This window comes from Brakhagea slesvicensis (genome assembly GCF_052161625.1).
Lineage (GTDB): Bacteria > Planctomycetota > Planctomycetia > Pirellulales > Pirellulaceae > JBKCUI01.
Genome location: NZ_CP197412.1, coordinates 3340226 through 3355350, shown reverse-complemented (window position 1 = coordinate 3355350; position 15125 = coordinate 3340226). Strand labels below are relative to the sequence as shown.

Genomic DNA, 15125 nt, shown 5'->3' with positions numbered 1-15125 from the left:
GCGGATCTTCCTGTGATTGCACGGATCCCCAATCCTCTTCCCTCCGCGCTTCTCCGCAATCTCCGCGGTTAACTCTTCTCACGCCGATTGGTGATGTCGCCCGTCCAGCCCCCTTCCCAGAGCTTATCAATCGTGCTGCTACTGTTTGAATTCCGTGGTGAATCAACCGCGGAGGGAGCGGAGGATCGCGGAGTGGATACCGAGTAGTTGAATCATCGCCTTCTCTTGCATCCGGTTCTCTTCTTTGCGACGTAGCGCCGTAGCGAGAAATTCCGTCCCGCCCCACCCTCGCCCCCACCACTCCGCCTAAAAACGAAAAAGGCCGGGAAATCCCGGCCTGATTGGTTGTTTGGAGTGCCCCCGCAAGGACTCGAACCTTGGACCCGATGATTAAGAGTCATCTGCTCTACCAACTGAGCTACAAGGGCAATGGCACACTGCATTTTCGGATGCAGATGCGTAGTTTTAGCCGGCTTTCCGTGGCTTGCAAGACCTCTTCCCAGCAATCGCGGAGGGGGAGCCGCCGTGCCCTTTCCGATAATCCAGCCGTCCAGGTAAAGGCCAGAATATCTGAACAACTCGTAAAATCTCTAAAGTTCTGTTGACCGCAGCCACGATGTTTGGAGATACTTTAGGCAATCTGCGCCGGTGCGGCAAAAAAGACTGCGTCGGCTTCCTGGTCGCTTGGTTCACCCACGAATCGAGCGATCCCATTTTCATGTCCTGGTGCGAGGGTTTTTGCAATCGAAAGAGAACGTATTCAAACGCGAGTCAACAATCAGATCCGTATTTCTCCAGTGCGGGTTATCGGTCCCGACGGCACCCAGTACGGTGTGATCCCGACCGACGAAGCACTCAATCGGGCTCGCGACGCCGGTTTGGATCTTGTCGAAGTGGCTCCTAACGAGAAGCCACCCGTGTGCCGAATCATGGACTTCGGTAAATACAAATACGAGAAGAGCAAGAAAGCGGGGGGAAAGACCCACCAAACGAAGACCAAAGAAATTCGTTTGAGACCGAAGACAGGGGACCACGACGTGGAAACCAAGATTCGCCAAGCCATCGGGTTTTTGAAGCACAAAGACAAAGTGCAAGTTTCGGTGATCTTCCGGGGACGCGAAATGGCGCACGTCGATGAAGGACGCCGCGTCATGGAAAGTGTTCTGCAGGAACTGGCGGAGTACTCCAAGATCGAGCAACCCCCGTTGCAACAAGGCAAGAAGATGATTGCTATGGTTGCGCCCAAGTAGAGTCTTTTGGCAAGTAGGATGTTTGGTGTTCGTTTTGTCGTAGAGATGGATGGTTAGTTATGCGGCTTGTTCGTTTCTCCCGGCCCGATGAGTCCATCGGCTGGGGTTTGCAGGTTCAGTACGGAATTCAGGACCTCACGCTCGCCGACCCGACGCTTCCTCTCTCGACGGTCGAATTGATTGCCAAGTGGAAGACTTATCTTCCGCGTATTCAAAGTTTGGCAAAGAAACTGGGGACCAGCGAACAGCCGCTGCGGGTGCTCTGCCCCATCGATACCCCTCGCAAGATTCTGTGCATCGGCCTCAACTATCGAGACCATGCCATCGAAACCAAGGCTCCGATTCCAGACGAGCCGATTGTTTTCTGCAAGATGCCGACCTCTATGATCGGCCCAGACGCTCCGATCGTATTGCCCCCTGTCAGCAACGAAGTGGACTTCGAAGCCGAACTTGTGCTGGTCATCGGACAAACCATGAAATCAGTGAGCGAGGCCGACGCCACGGCTGGCATTTTTGGCTACTCGGTGGGACACGATGTATCGGCCCGCGATTGGCAAAAAGGGAAACCTGGCAAGCAATGGTTTCTTGGAAAGTCCTTCGACACCTTCGCACCGCTTGGACCTGCGATTGTCACTGCAGATGAAGTTCCAGACACCAGCCGTCTTCGCATCCAATGCCGCATCAACGGCGAAACAATGCAAGACTCGACGACCCAAGAGCTCATCTTCCAACCCGCTCAGTTGGTCTCGTACATTTCCCAAGTCATGACGTTGGACCCAGGAGACGTCATCTACACCGGCACACCACCCGGAGTCGGCATGGCTCGCACTCCACCTCGCTTTCTACGCGAAGGGGATGTGGTCGAAATCGAAATCGAATCCGTCGGAATCCTTAGCAATCCGGTCATCCAAGGTCAGTAGACAGCCGTTGCCAGTATGCCCCCCTGCCGGTAAGCCAACCGCAGCTTGTTAACTAACCGTTGCACCGGGGACCGAGAAAAAAAAACCGCAGGTGTTGCTCCTGCGGCCTGAAAATGCATTCTTGAAGATCTTGTCTTCCTGGCAACACCCCTCGGGTCTTAGCCCATTTCGACGCGACGCCGGCCCAGTTGTTCCTGCAATCGCTGAACGATGCTCGTGTGCATTTGGCTGACGCGGCTTTCGCTCAAGTCGAGCGTTGCACCGATTTCCTTCATCGTCAGTTCCTCGTAGTAGTAGAGGATGATGATGAGACGTTCGTTGCGATTCAGCCCCTTGGTCACCAATCGCATCAAATCGCTCTTGCTGATGCGGCGGGTGGGGTCTTCGCTCCGTTTATCTTCGAGGACGTCGATTTCGCGCACATCCTTGTAGCTATCGGTTTCGTACCACTTCTTGTTAAGTGAAACCAATCCGACAGCGGCTGCATCGCTCTTCATCTTCTCCAGCTCGTCGATGGAGATTCCCATGTATGCCGAGAGCTCGTGGGTGGTTGGGGCACGGCCATATTTGGCTTCGAGCAATTTGGTGGCTTCGTTTAGCTTGCTCGCCTTGCTCCGCACCAACCGCGGAACCCAGTCCATCGTTCGGAGTTCGTCGAGCATCGCGCCGCGGATACGGGGAACGCAGTAGGTTTCGAACTTCACGCCTCGTTCCATGTCAAAGGCATCGATGGCATCCATGAGGCCAAAGATCCCAGCGCTGATCAGATCGTCCAGCTCGACTCCCTCGGGAAGCTTAGCTCGGAGACGTTCGCCGTTGAAACGTACGAGAGGCATGTAGCGTTCGATGAGAATATTTCTCAAATCCACATTGCTTGGATCCGCTTTGAATTTATTCCAAACGTCCGCAATGTCGATATTCGATGCTACAGTGGTCGCCATCCGATCCTCCGTGATTGCTATGGCAAGTTAATCGAGACGCTTTCGAGTCTGTCTCGTTTGATTCGTAAGACCAATTGCCCAACCTTTTGCTGGGGAACGCAACCGAGCATCCTGCCGGGAAGCGTTCAAGGTCGTCGCGAACGTCAATTCGTCGAGGTGCGTCTCGCGGATGGGGACTCTACCGAGTTGCCTTGGCGAGTTCTACGTCAGTTAACCAAAGATTTGGTGACCCAATTCTCTGCCTTCGCTGAATTACCCATCCCATGCGATTTACTCGCTCGACGCACCTGAATTTCTTTGACGCAGCCGCTCGATCGTAGCCCGGTAGTTCCACTCGATGCTTTGCCTGACGATCGTCTCGGCCGTTTTCCCAACGACCCATCCGATTGCCGCAAAGACAAAAAGCATGGAAATCCCCCGAACCAAGATGTCCTCTGCGGGAGCCGACATCAGCAGTCCATAGCCAATACAGCTTGCGAGCGCCAAGCACCCCAAGCAAGCGGCATATGCACGACCCATGTTGACCTCCAAAGGGGACACCTCGAGCGACCTCTCGCGTCGTAGTGAAACGACGTGAGACACGAGACCCGTAAAAGGAGTATCGGCAGCGGATGGTCCGGTTCTTCAGCCCGTTGCGAAAAAAATCAAGATTCGGTCGAATGGCCACTGTTACGGTTTAGCTTCCTTACCAAATCCACTTGGAGCAGCGTCGATTTCTATGGCCAAGCAACATGCACCCCGGTTTCTCGCATTGGTGGAGAGCATCCGTCCAAGCGTTCATGAATGCACCGTCGACGATCTCAAACAGAAGATCGACGCCCGGGACTCCCTTCACTTGATCGACGTACGAGAAGAAAGCGAGTTCGCAGCTGGACATATTCCCGGAGCAGTCCATTTAGGCAAAGGGATTATTGAAAGGGATATCGAGGCGACGATTCCCGACATTCATGCTCCGATACTTCTCTACTGCGGTGGAGGCTTTCGATCCGCCTTGGCCGCCGACAACCTGGCGAAGATGGGCTACACCAATGTGACCAGCGTGGATGGGGGATGGCGAGGTTGGACCGACGCCGGTTACCCAACTACCAAGTAACGGAAACTTCTGCCCATGCGTGTCGAATCCTACGGGGGTGGCTACAAGGTCACCGTACCGTGCAAGATCAATCTCTTTCTCGAAGTGCTCGGGAAGCGTTCCGACGGCTACCACGACTTGGACACCGTGATGCTCGCGGTCTCCCTATGCGATGAACTCACTTTCCTCCCTGACCGATCTGGTGCATTTCGGCTCAATGTGACTTTGGAAGATGACCAACCTCTCAGCGACACCGATCCAGCCTGGAAGATACCTGGCGACGATCGCAATCTGGTCATTCGCGCCATGCGGTTACTCGTCGATCGCCTAAGTGTCGAGTCGTTCGCTAGCGATCACGGAGCCCCCAAGTCCCTCGGCGGATCGATTCATCTGCACAAGCGGATTCCTTCGATGGCAGGGTTGGGGGGTGGAAGTGCCGATGCCGCGGCAGCACTCTGGCTCGCATTTCTGGCGTTGTCCCCATCGGCAGATGCGATGTCTCGAGGATGGGAGCAAGTGCTGCACTGCGCAAGGGAGCTTGGCAGCGACATCAATTTCTTTTTGGAGGGAGCCAATCAGGATGACTTTTGGATAGCGCGATGCGGCGGGCGAGGCGAGCAGATCGAGCCTTTACCGGGGAATCTATCAGACTGGTCGATCGTGCTCGCCCACCCCCCGGTTGGCTGTGGAACTGCGGAAGTCTTTTCGAAAGTACGCGTAGTAGGAACAGAGAGGCGTTCGCCCGCAAAGCTTATCCAAGCGCTATCATGCAATAATGAAATGGAAGTCGGCAAAGAGCTTTACAATGCCTTGGAGTACCCAGCGAACCAGGTCACCGACTGGATTTCGCGTGCGGGTAGATGGATTGATCGTTATGATCAGTTCGGTCAAGCCTTATCCGGGAGCGGTTCGGCCCGATTTTGCTTGTGCCGAAGCTGGGAGCAAGCCGAGAGAGTAGCTAGAGAATTGCAGAGTCAGTGTGCCGTTCGTGCTTACGCAGTGCGACCATGGCGCCAGCCACATCCAAAGGGGTTCACGCAGATCGCAGCGGGGCGATCCCCATAGCGAGTCGTTGTTGGTCGAGAATGGAGTGCGGGAAACGATGGAAATCACCGAGGTTCGAATCAAGTTGATGGAGGATTCCGAGGATCGGCTCCGCGCCTTCTGTTCGATTACGATCGATCAGTGTTTCGTGATCCGTGATTTGAAAATCATCGAAGGAACCAACGGTCCATTTGTTGCAATGCCGAGCCGGAAGATGTCCGCTCGATGCGGCCGCTGCGGCAACAAGAATCATCTGCGCAGCCAGTATTGCAACCAGTGCGGCGGACGGCTTCGCGGCCCACAGGATCTGCGCGACGTCGAAGGCGGAAACCCCAACAAACTCTACGCAGACATCGCTCACCCCATCAATCAAGCTTGCAGGGACCTTATTCAAAGCTCGGTCATCGGTGAGTATATGCTCGAACTGGAACGAGCCAAACTACCGGGGTACAAATCCAGGTACGACGACGAGTACGCCGACAGCGGTCCCGAAGGAAACGAGGGATCCATAGGGGGTCACAGCATCCCAAAGCCCCACATGTTGGATCGGCCGCCATCCTCCAGTTCCAAACACCAGGACAAAAAACACTTCGGCGACGGGATCTTTGAAGGCTAATCGCTGCCAAAACCACCATCCACTGTCGACTTTCGCTATGATGGCTTCGATCAATCGTTTCTTTGGGTAAGGCTCCACCGCACGCTCGCTTCTAGCCCCTACCCATCGGTTCACGCATAGACCTTGCTGCGGGGAGCCCTTTGCGCACGCCTTCTATTGCAAGGACCACTCGGGTGAATCACGACAGAACACGCCGCCTTCGTTCCATCCTCTATGTCATCCAGCAACTGGAGGAGTTCTCCCCAACTACCGCGAAGCTGCAATGCAGCGACGCGGCTCCAGCCTATGTCACGCGCATCCTCAAGCAGCTCGCGCAAGCTGGGCACTTGGACCGATTCCAAGAAGAACGCCAAGAGGTTTACCGCTGGTCGAAATCCAAGCCTTTGGATCCCGACCAATGGGTGAATCAGCAAGTGTACGGGGATCAAGTAAAACAATCCCCCGAGCAGGATCGCCCGCGCGAGCAACTAATTCTTCATGGCCCCAGTTCGCTGACCATCGGCCAACTCCTCGCCATTTTGATCCGGGTCGGAGTGCCAGGTGACTCGGCTGTCCAGGCAGGACGTCGTATAGCCAACCAATTTGCGGATGAGGCGCTATCGGGATTGCCCGATGCCAGTCTGTCCGAATTGCGTCTTATCAGTAAAGCCATTCGCAAGGATAGCTACGCCCAGATCATGGCAGGAGTGGAGTTAGGCCGCCGCATTGCGATGTTGCGAGATCAGAACACCAAAACCCCCGTCCGTATTCGCGGATCGGAGGATGCTATTCAATACTGCATGAAGGCCTTTTACCGATTGGCGATCGATGGCAAGCAAGAGGAGTTTCACATCGTGACCCTCGATACGCAGCTCGGACCGATCCGAACCCATCACATTACTACCGGCACGCTCGATGCCAGTTTGGTCCATCCGCGCGAAGTCTTTCGAGCAGCGATTCGCGATAGCGCTTCGGCCATCCTACTGGTTCATAACCATCCCTCGGGCGATCCCACACCGAGCCGAGAAGATCGTGCGGTGACGGATCGTTTGAGTCAAGCGGGGGAACTGATCGGTATTCGAGTCCTCGACCATATTGTTGTTGCCAAAGAACGAGGCCGCAGTGTGCTCGCGGGCTGAACCCGCTTTGGTTGAATCCTTCTATTGCGGTCGCATCGCAAGTGCGTTTCGTTGCTTTTGCCTGGCGCAACCTGTAGATTGGTCGGTTCGCGTCCAGGACTTCCACGCCTAACGAGAGCGTTGCAATGAATCAGGAAACATCGGTGGGCTGGATCGACATGGCAGCCATCATGCGGATGGATAATCTGCAGTGGCGAGCTAAGCGAATCGTCGATGGATTTCACAGCGGATTGCATCGTTCGCCGCGACACGGGTTTTCGGTGGAGTTCAGCGAGTATCGCCCTTTTAGCGAAGGAGACGATCCGCGTACCATCGACTGGAAACTCTTCGCTCGCAGCGATCGCTATTACATCAAGAAATTTGAAGACGAGACCAATCGACGCTGCTATCTGGTGGTCGATCAAAGCCAATCGATGCGGCACGGAACGGTGGGCTATTCCAAACTGAATTACGCGCGAACATTGGCAGCCACGCTCGCCTACTATTGGAATCAACAGCGCGACGCCGTCGGACTGATCACCTTCGATCAAACCATCGCCGATGTGCTCCCTGCGCGTTATCGCACCGGGCAAATGAAACGCATATTGACCATGCTCAGCCGCGAATCGGCGGGCGCTGCGACCGATTTGGAGGCACCGCTGAAGCATCTGGCTGAAATCGTTCGCCACCGAAGCCTCATCGTCATCATCTCCGATTTTTTAGTCCCCCCCGAACCTCTTCGACAAGCCTTAGGATTTCTCGCCGCGCGGCGCCATGAGATCGTGTTGTTGCAGACCCTGGATCCCTCCGAAAAACGATGGTCCTTCGACAAACCCGTGATGGTGCAGGACTTGGAATCGGGCCGTGAGATCTTTGTCGATGCGATGCAGGCGCAGAATCAGTACACAGCCCGATTCGAGCAGCATCAAAAGCGATGGGGCGAGATCGCTGGTACGCTGGGAATTGGGTGGTTCTCGCTCGAAACGGAAGAGTCGATCGAGTTGGCGCTGTGGGAATTGCTCCAACGACAGCAGAGAACCGGCAGCGGTGGAGCGATCCCCTCGCGCGCCATGGCATCGCCGGGAGGTAGCCGATGAACTTCCTCTCCCCATTCTATGCGTTGGCAGCCCTGGCGGTCATCGCGCCTATTTTATTCCACTTGGTTCGACGTCGGCCGAAGGAAAAAGTCACCTTCAGCAGTTTGATGTTTTTGGACCCTACCCCGCCGCGTTTGACGCGAAGCTCGCGCATCGACCACTGGGTCCTCCTGCTTTTGCGCGCTGCCGCATTGCTTCTTGTCGCCGCGGCATTCTCGCGTCCCTATTGGGATTCCCCTCAAGCAGCCAACGCGTTGCAATCCGGGATGCGACGCGTGATTCTCGTCGATGCGAGCGCTAGCATGCGCCGCGATGGGATGTGGAGTGAAGCAAAAGCACGAGCTTCGGAGTGGATCCGCCAATCCTCTCCCGGAGATGTCGTCGCAGTCTACGCCTTTCACGAGAGAACAGAGCCGCTTGTTTCTGCGAGCGAGTCGCTAGACACTCGCGAGGGACAGCGCCAGGCCTTGGCCCTCCAAGCGATCGATCGACTGCAGCCGACTTGGTTCACCGCACAACTCGGGCAAGCGATTCAAACTGCGCTCGACGCCTCGCAGGTCGACAGCGAAGAGGACTCGGAATCCCCCCCCCAGCGGATCGATTTGGTCGTCATATCGGATTTTCAACAATCGATGAAGCTCGACCAACTCACCTCGATCGCTTGGCCTGCTGGCGCTCAATTTCATCCCGTGATACTTTCCCAGAGCGTGAAGCAAGCCAGCAATGCGCGAGCCGTATTGATTGAGGACGACGTGCGATCGGACCCTGAGCTGTCTGAAGCAGCGGCCCTGATTCCGGGAGCCAATGCGGCGGTATTTCGTGCGCGGGTCGCAAATGGGCGTGAAAGCGAGGACGAGCGGTTTCAACTGGTTTGGCTCGATTCCAAATCGAACGCCCTGGCAGACAGCCCCACATTAGAGTCGACGGTACTGCGGGGGAAATCGCAGATCGTTCGACTGAACTCCATACCGGAGAACGCCGTCTGCCTGGAGCTTCAAGGGGATAGCGTGCCGTTCGATAATCGATTCTATTTCGCACCCAAGAAGAGGATTGCCAAATCCGTCATCGCGATCGAGCCATCGCGCGGTAACGCATCACGCAGCGAGCCAACCGAATCCTTGAGTTTCTTTCTCCAGCAAGTTCCATTGGGAAATGCCAAGTACGACGTCAGCCTAAAACGGGTTGACTCGACCGACGAGATCGACGATGAACAGTGGAAGAATACGACGTTGGTATTTGCTTCGGCGCAGGCAAGTGTTCAAGATTTGAAGAGGTTGAAGACGTTCGCGGAATCGGGTGGGCATGTGGTTTGGGTCTGGGACCAGCCCGCAGTGAAATCTGCAGTGGAATCCGCAGTGGAATCCGCTGTCGACTTGGGGGGCATTTATCAGCAAGCGTTTGGTGCGACCATCGGCCAGATCACCGAGGCGACCGTCAAGCAGTATTCGATGCTCGAAAGGATTCAGTTTTCAAGTTATCTCTTTCGATCGCTTTCGGACCCGAAATTCAATGACTTCACCAAGATCCGTATTTGGAGACATCGCGATGTCGTGCTATCAGAACCGGAGAAGTGGCAGGTTTTCGCTTCCTTTGACAATCGCATGCCTGCCATGTTTGAACGGAAATTGGGAACTGGGAGCTGGACCGTATTTGCAGCTGGCTGGCAGCCGATCGAAAGCCAGCTAGCGTTATCGAGCAAGTTCGTTCCGATCATGGTCAACCGAGTCGAAGCTTCCCTCCCAGCCGCAAACTATGCCAACCAAATGCTAGTGGGTGAATCGATCCGAATTCCAGCCGCGTCAATATTGCTGAACGTTACAAGCGGCAGCACCGAGGTAGCAGAGTCGAGCAGCGAGATCGAGTGGATTGCAAAAGAGCCTGGGCTGTATCGAATCACGGGTGCCGGGGAAACGCAAAGCGAAATCGCGGTGAATGTCGCCGAATCAGAATCCGAAGTAACGCAACATGACATACAGCGTATGGCTCAAACCGGAGCACCACTTTCCGAACCGGGGGATGGAGAGCGAAGCGAGGGGCAGCAGAGGCAATTGCGAGCGGTGGAACTGGAATCGAGCCAGAGCAGCTGGCGCTGGCTCCTCTGCTGCGTGCTGGGGCTGATTGGATTGGAGTCCCTATGGAGTCTTCGACGGCGCACTGCGGAAGGCTGAGTCGGTCAGAAACAGACGATCGGTAGCAAGCCTGGACAGGGAGGCATTTTTCAATCGGTCCTCAAGCCCCATTGCCTCATCGGGCCCCATTGCCTCATCCCGCCTCAGCATCTCCTCGGGCTCGCAGAATGCGATCGATTTCCGCCGCAAGAAGTGCACCTGCTTTGGCAAGCTCAGCGACGCGGTCGTTGGTTTCAGGTTCCCAGGCATCCAGAGACCAAGGCCAATCCTTCGGAATGCCAAAGGTATCGAACATTCGACGATCGGACGGCGTCGCGTAAACCGTCGCAGCCATGGCCAGTTCGCCATTATCCATCTCGTCGTCCTGCTCGCGCGTGCGAGATGGTAATTGTTTTTGTCGCCCGAATTCCAAAGCGATCCGTTCCAATCCGTTCACCGTTTTTCTCCTCCGGCGCCGTCAGGTCGTGGTTGCAACTCAACGAACAATACGTGTGGGCGCATACCAGTAGGCGGAATACCAATGGGCGCGACACCAATGGGCGCAGTGCGTGGGTAGAGCGTAGGAATGGGGCTATAGGAAATTTGTGTTATGAAACGGGATTGTGCAAGTTCAATTCTGATCGGGTGATCAAGAAGACATCGAATTTCGAGCTTCTGATTCGGAGGCACTCTCAACAGGAAACGGTTGTCTGGCGATTTCTAGCGGTTCTGCGAACCTTTTGAGCTTGAAAGAAATGGCGACCGCAGCGCACCCGAACATGGCGGCAATGCCCCCTGCTAGACCAAAATGGGTCAACGGTCCACCCGCGGTATCCTCACCCACGATCGCACCGGTGATGGCAGGCCCGATCGCCGTCCCGAAATGGGTTACGGCCGAATTGAGATTCATAAAGGCACCTCGGAGCCTCGGATTCGACGCTTGAAGCATCATCGCTTGGGCAGGGACACTCCGTCCGCTTGCGAGCACCATGAAGCAACTGGTCGCCACAACCGCTCCCCCCAGCGAGACACGGGGGAGATGGGTGATCATCAACGTCATGAAAACCGCACCTATCGCACAAACCAAAAACATGGGCTTGGCGCCGAACCGGTCCGTCGCCCATCCGATGACGTTGAGCGACACCAACGTGAACATACCTGCCACGGAATAGATGACTGGTAAATCTTCGGCCGACCGACCGCAATTCGCCTGGAGGTAGGGCGCGATGAATGGAACAATGGTGAACGTACCCAGCACTGTTGTGAGCATCATCGCGAAAGCCCAGACATGGTTCGGTTCCTTGACGACATTCACAAACTGTGAAATCGGCGCGTGTCGAACTTCGGTGCGATGGGATGTTAATGCCGGAAGAAAGACCCACGCCACCCCCCAAACGATGACCGCGAGAACTCCGATCCCTAAAAAGGGTGCATTCCATTGCCGAAACAGAATAGCTAGCCCCAGTCCGATCGGCAGCCCGACGATCGATGCGACTGCAAAGGACGAAGTCACCACACCGATCGCTTTGCCTCTCTGACGATCGGCAAAGACATCCCCGATGATCGCCATCACACTGGAGGCAGCGAGCCCCCCGAACATTCCTGTCAAGCTTCGCGCTGCGAGTAGATGTTCGTAGCCGGGCGCTAATCCGCAATAGAAGGTCGCCGCAACGAAACAGCCAAACGAAATGACCAGGACCTTCTTTCGATCAAAGGAATCGACGATGGCGGAACTCAAAATCCCAGTCACCATCGCAGCGATTCCATACGCAGACACAATCATCCCAAACTGCTGCGGGTTGATGTGCAATTGCCGACGCAATTGGTCCCCGAGGGGCATCACAATCACGAAGTCCAGGATGTGTGTAAACTGAATAGCAGCGAGAACTAAGAGGATTCCCCACTGCTGTCCCGAGAATCTATTTGCGGACCCACCCTTTTGCCGGGATCCATCCGTCGTCGCGTCATCCATCGATATCAGCCTTCTCATGCCAGAATGAAGGCCTAATCGGTGCCTCCCTAGAATCGGTTATTTGCCGTGTACTAATTTTTTGAATGCGTCCAGGAGTCGCTTCGTCACGGGGCCCACCGCTCCAGTACCAACAGGTCGGCCGTCGATGGTTACCACCGGAATCACCTCGGCCGCGCTGCCGGTGAGGAAACACTCGTCCGCCACAAACAAATCGTGACGGGTCATCGTCTGTTCGAAGCCGATGATGCCAAGCTCCTTTGCAAGATCGAGAATCGCGTTCCGGGTGATCCCTTCGAGAATCCCTGCATCCTTTGGCGGGGTCAGCAACACCCCTTGCTTCACGATAAAAATGTTATCACCTGTGCACTCCGCGACCTCCCCCTTGTGATTGAGCATGAGGGCTTCGATGCACCCCGCTTGCAACCCCTCGATCTTGGCCATGATGTTGTTCAAATAATTGAGGGACTTGATGCGAGGGCTTAACGCGGCGGGGTGATTGCGAATCGTGGAGGCCGTGATGATCTTCAACCCCTTCTCATAAAACTCCGCAGGATAAAGCGAGATGGAGTCGGCAATAATGATGACTTGGGGATCGCTGGTTTTGTTCGGGTCCAATCCGAGAGATCCCGATCCGCGTGTTACCACCAACCGAATGTAGGCATCGACGAGGTTATTCTTCTGAAGTGTCGCGTAGGTCGCCTTTTCCATCTCCTCTTTCGAAATGGGGATCTCCAAACAGATGGCGCGGGCGGACTCGTACAAGCGATCCAAGTGTTCTTGGAGCCGGAATACCTTGCCGGAATAACTTCGCATCCCCTCGAACACACCGTCACCGTACAAGAGGCCATGGTCGTAGACGCTAATCTTCGCGTCTGCTTTGTCATAGAACTTGCCAGTGATGTAGATTTGAAGGGCCATGGGGAAATCGATTCCAGTCGAAAAGGTACCAGGAAATGCCAACCCTCTGAATTTAGCAAACCACCGCTAATTTGTCAGGGCAATCTTTCCACCGACCAAGACCTGATCGACCCGCAATTGGTTCGTCAAAACAACAAAATCAGCACGCTTTCCAATCGCGATCTCCCCCACCTCCTCGGCAATACCTGTTCTTTCCGCCGGGGTGAGGGACGCCATGCGAACCGCGTCCACCAAGGGAACACCGACCACGTTATGCATGTGGCGAACCATATTATCGAGGGCCACCACCGAGCTGGCTAACCCGCCATCGAGCCCCCGACCGACCATCCCATCGCTCAAAATCCAACCTCCATCCTCGGCATCGCCAAACAAATAACGCCCGGGAGGCATATCGAGCGCGCGATTGCAATCGCTCACCAAACAGAGCCGATCCACCCCCTTCATTCTCCATGCGAAACGCAACAGCTCGGGGCTCAAATGCCAGCCGTCGGCAATCACTTCGGTGCTCATCTCCGGCGTCCCCAAGACAAACTCCAACATACTCCCCTGCATCGGCGTTCCGAGCCGTGCTCGAACCGACTGCACCGAACTCATCGCACACCAAAAGTGATCGACATGCCGCATCCCTGATTGGAAAGCCCGCTCCATCTCACTCCAACTCGAATTGGAGTGCCCGCACGTCACCAAGCATCCTCGCTCCCTCGCCGCACGATAAAAGGCCTCGGCTCCCTCCAACTCCGCCGCGCACGTCGCTATACGAATCAGCCCTGTTTCGAAATATCGTTCAAACTCTGCCGGCTCCGGAGCTCGACAAGCCTCCTTGTTATGGCACCCTGACTTCTCCGTGGCGAAATAAGGACCGTAGAGATGAATGCCTTCTATCCTGGGGAGAGACCACTTTCCAGTCGGCGTTTCTCGAACCCTGCTCACCGCATCGATCGTGCGCAGGATTTGCTCGTCGCTGGCCGTCGTCGTGGTGGGAAAAAGAGTGGTTACACCGTGCTGAAGGTGAGCAAAGCACGCGAGCTCTATCGCTTCCGGAGTGCCGTCCATGAAGTCCGCACCTAATCCCCCATGAACATGAATATCGATAAAACCGGGAGATAGATATCGCCCCCCCAAATCGATGCGTTCGCCATCGATCGATCGCAAGACGGAATCTCCATCACCGAGAACATCGATGATGCGTCCCCCATCGCAAACGACGGCAGCGTTCTCAAGAATCCGATCGCGAAGGATCACTTGTGCATTCTGAATAACCAGCTTCATGTTCCTGCCACCAATCGTACATATCGAACAAAGACTCGCGCACGTTCGGGCCATGCCGACGTCGCGACTCCCTCCATTGCTCCGACGAAAGAGCTGCTTCAAGAATCGTTTGGGGATGCTCGTTGAGAAGTTGCGCCAGCACATAGTGCTCCACCTCACGATCCACCGCGGTTCTCCACAACGATTGAAAACCGAAATGCATCCGATGCGAAGTCGCAATACAACGTACCCCTCGTCGCCGAACCTGTGCAACCACCCGAACGCGACGCCACACAGGCAGCTGCTCGAATCCATCCACGAACAACCACTCGGCATTCCCTACCACTGGCCAATCTTGCGTTTCAGGAATTACCTGCGATTCACGAAGGGACGTTGCTCGACTCGCTCGCAAACTATGAAGCACAACAGAATCCGATCGCTGACTCTCGATAGCCTCTCGATGCAACTGATGCAGCAACGTCGATTTTCCAGTCCCATGCGGCCCGACAATCAAAGAGCAAACGCCCGGCCGATCCGCCCGACGCATTAGTTCCCTCAACGACCCGCGATTGCCGAAATGATAAGGGATGGCCCCAGGCTGAAAGCAACGTGTGGAAAACGGATTGGATTGCACTGTCGGATATTGCACTGTCGGATATTGCACTGTCGGATATAGCACTGGCGAATCAGGAGGAACTGCCGTACGCAGCAGCGGAAAATTCAACGCAGGAGCATCGTGAAGACTTGGTATCGCAACGCGAGGAGCCGTGTTGCCAAATTGTTTTCGGTTGGCGAATTGCTTTTGCGATTGTGCGCGTTTTAACAAAGCAAGGCGCGTTGCA

At 55.4% G+C, this 15125-nt stretch carries 14 protein-coding genes and 1 tRNA gene; 8 read left to right on the top strand and 7 right to left on the bottom strand.

All coding sequences use genetic code 11. From position 1 onward, the window contains the following. Positions 1–355: 355 nt before the first annotated feature. A tRNA-Lys gene (locus tag SH467x_RS12710) sits at positions 356–428 on the bottom strand. A gap of 279 nt (positions 429–707) precedes the next feature. Between SH467x_RS12710 and infC the strand changes: the two genes are divergently transcribed. Then, the gene (gene infC / locus SH467x_RS12705) at positions 708–1250 is read left to right on the top strand and encodes a translation initiation factor IF-3 (RefSeq protein WP_482371371.1); all 543 of its coding nucleotides are present in this window, start codon (positions 708–710) and stop codon (positions 1248–1250) included. A gap of 59 nt (positions 1251–1309) precedes the next feature. Then, positions 1310–2170 carry a fumarylacetoacetate hydrolase family protein gene (locus tag SH467x_RS12700; protein WP_482367485.1) on the top strand — a complete coding sequence of 287 codons (861 nt, stop codon included), beginning with the start codon at positions 1310–1312 and terminating at the stop codon, positions 2168–2170. A gap of 158 nt (positions 2171–2328) precedes the next feature. On the opposite strand, the gene SH467x_RS12695 is transcribed toward SH467x_RS12700, so the two are convergent. Together SH467x_RS12695 and SH467x_RS12690 are read right to left on the bottom strand one after the other, a co-directional pair. Then, positions 2329–3111, bottom strand: a complete 783-nt coding sequence (locus SH467x_RS12695; RefSeq protein ID WP_146678209.1) for a FliA/WhiG family RNA polymerase sigma factor — start codon at positions 3109–3111, stop codon at positions 2329–2331. A 270-nt stretch (positions 3112–3381) separates the two neighbouring features. After that, a complete protein-coding gene (locus SH467x_RS12690; protein WP_482367484.1) occupies positions 3382–3630 on the bottom strand; it encodes a hypothetical protein in 249 nt (82 codons plus the stop codon). 199 nt (positions 3631–3829) lie between these two features. Between SH467x_RS12690 and SH467x_RS12685 the strand changes: the two genes are divergently transcribed. From SH467x_RS12685 to SH467x_RS12660, 6 genes are all read left to right on the top strand, one after another. Continuing rightward, positions 3830–4204 carry a rhodanese-like domain-containing protein gene (locus tag SH467x_RS12685; RefSeq protein WP_482367483.1) on the top strand — a complete coding sequence of 125 codons (375 nt, stop codon included), beginning with the start codon at positions 3830–3832 and terminating at the stop codon, positions 4202–4204. Positions 4205–4219: 15 nt separating this feature from the next. Continuing rightward, on the top strand, positions 4220–5248 hold the full coding sequence (ispE, locus tag SH467x_RS12680; protein WP_482367482.1) for a 4-(cytidine 5'-diphospho)-2-C-methyl-D-erythritol kinase: 1029 nt from the start codon (positions 4220–4222) through the stop codon (positions 5246–5248). Between the two features lie 37 nt (positions 5249–5285). Further along, entirely contained in the window at positions 5286–5843 is a 558-nt protein-coding gene (locus tag SH467x_RS12675) for a septation protein SpoVG family protein (RefSeq protein ID WP_482367481.1), read from the top strand. Positions 5844–6016: 173 nt separating this feature from the next. Beyond that, a complete protein-coding gene (radC, locus tag SH467x_RS12670) occupies positions 6017–6961 on the top strand; it encodes a RadC family protein (protein ID WP_482367480.1) in 945 nt (314 codons plus the stop codon). Between the two features lie 125 nt (positions 6962–7086). Beyond that, the gene (locus SH467x_RS12665) at positions 7087–8037 is read left to right on the top strand and encodes a DUF58 domain-containing protein (RefSeq protein WP_482367479.1); all 951 of its coding nucleotides are present in this window, start codon (positions 7087–7089) and stop codon (positions 8035–8037) included. After that, positions 8034–10205, top strand: a complete 2172-nt coding sequence (locus SH467x_RS12660) for a BatA domain-containing protein (protein WP_482367478.1) — start codon at positions 8034–8036, stop codon at positions 10203–10205. Before SH467x_RS12665 ends, SH467x_RS12660 begins: the two co-directional genes overlap by 4 nt. Positions 10206–10299: 94 nt before the next feature. Here SH467x_RS12660 and SH467x_RS12655 read toward each other — a convergent pair whose 3' ends face one another. The 4 genes from SH467x_RS12655 to SH467x_RS12640 form a co-directional block, all read right to left on the bottom strand. After that, positions 10300–10602 (bottom strand): hypothetical protein, encoded by a 303-nt coding sequence (locus SH467x_RS12655; protein WP_482367477.1) that lies wholly within the window; start codon positions 10600–10602, stop codon positions 10300–10302. 192 nt (positions 10603–10794) lie between these two features. Then, entirely contained in the window at positions 10795–12117 is a 1323-nt protein-coding gene (locus SH467x_RS12650; protein WP_482367476.1) for an MFS transporter, read from the bottom strand. A gap of 57 nt (positions 12118–12174) precedes the next feature. After that, complete coding sequence (ilvE, locus tag SH467x_RS12645) at positions 12175–13035, bottom strand: branched-chain-amino-acid transaminase (RefSeq protein ID WP_482367475.1); 861 nt, start codon at positions 13033–13035, stop codon at positions 12175–12177. 66 nt (positions 13036–13101) lie between these two features. Next, positions 13102–14304 carry an N-acetylglucosamine-6-phosphate deacetylase gene (locus SH467x_RS12640; protein ID WP_482367474.1) on the bottom strand — a complete coding sequence of 401 codons (1203 nt, stop codon included), beginning with the start codon at positions 14302–14304 and terminating at the stop codon, positions 13102–13104. Positions 14305–15125 lie beyond the last annotated feature (821 nt).

What these genes read in the sequence shown, in the direction of transcription:
- SH467x_RS12700 (WP_482367485.1), top strand. Translation starts at nt 1,310, where the DNA reads ATGCGGCTTGTTCGTTTCTCCCGGCCCGATGAGTCCATCGGCTGGGGT.
- SH467x_RS12695 (WP_146678209.1), bottom strand. Translation starts at nt 3,111, where the DNA reads ATGGCGACCACTGTAGCATCGAATATCGACATTGCGGACGTTTGGAAT.
- SH467x_RS12690 (WP_482367484.1), bottom strand. Translation starts at nt 3,630, where the DNA reads ATGGGTCGTGCATATGCCGCTTGCTTGGGGTGCTTGGCGCTCGCAAGC.
- SH467x_RS12685 (WP_482367483.1), top strand. Translation starts at nt 3,830, where the DNA reads ATGGCCAAGCAACATGCACCCCGGTTTCTCGCATTGGTGGAGAGCATC.
- ispE (WP_482367482.1), top strand. Translation starts at nt 4,220, where the DNA reads ATGCGTGTCGAATCCTACGGGGGTGGCTACAAGGTCACCGTACCGTGC.
- SH467x_RS12675 (WP_482367481.1), top strand. Translation starts at nt 5,286, where the DNA reads ATGGAAATCACCGAGGTTCGAATCAAGTTGATGGAGGATTCCGAGGAT.
- SH467x_RS12665 (WP_482367479.1), top strand. Translation starts at nt 7,087, where the DNA reads ATGAATCAGGAAACATCGGTGGGCTGGATCGACATGGCAGCCATCATG.
- SH467x_RS12660 (WP_482367478.1), top strand. Translation starts at nt 8,034, where the DNA reads ATGAACTTCCTCTCCCCATTCTATGCGTTGGCAGCCCTGGCGGTCATC.
- SH467x_RS12650 (WP_482367476.1), bottom strand. Translation starts at nt 12,117, where the DNA reads ATGGATGACGCGACGACGGATGGATCCCGGCAAAAGGGTGGGTCCGCA.
- ilvE (WP_482367475.1), bottom strand. Translation starts at nt 13,035, where the DNA reads ATGGCCCTTCAAATCTACATCACTGGCAAGTTCTATGACAAAGCAGAC.
- SH467x_RS12640 (WP_482367474.1), bottom strand. Translation starts at nt 14,304, where the DNA reads ATGAAGCTGGTTATTCAGAATGCACAAGTGATCCTTCGCGATCGGATT.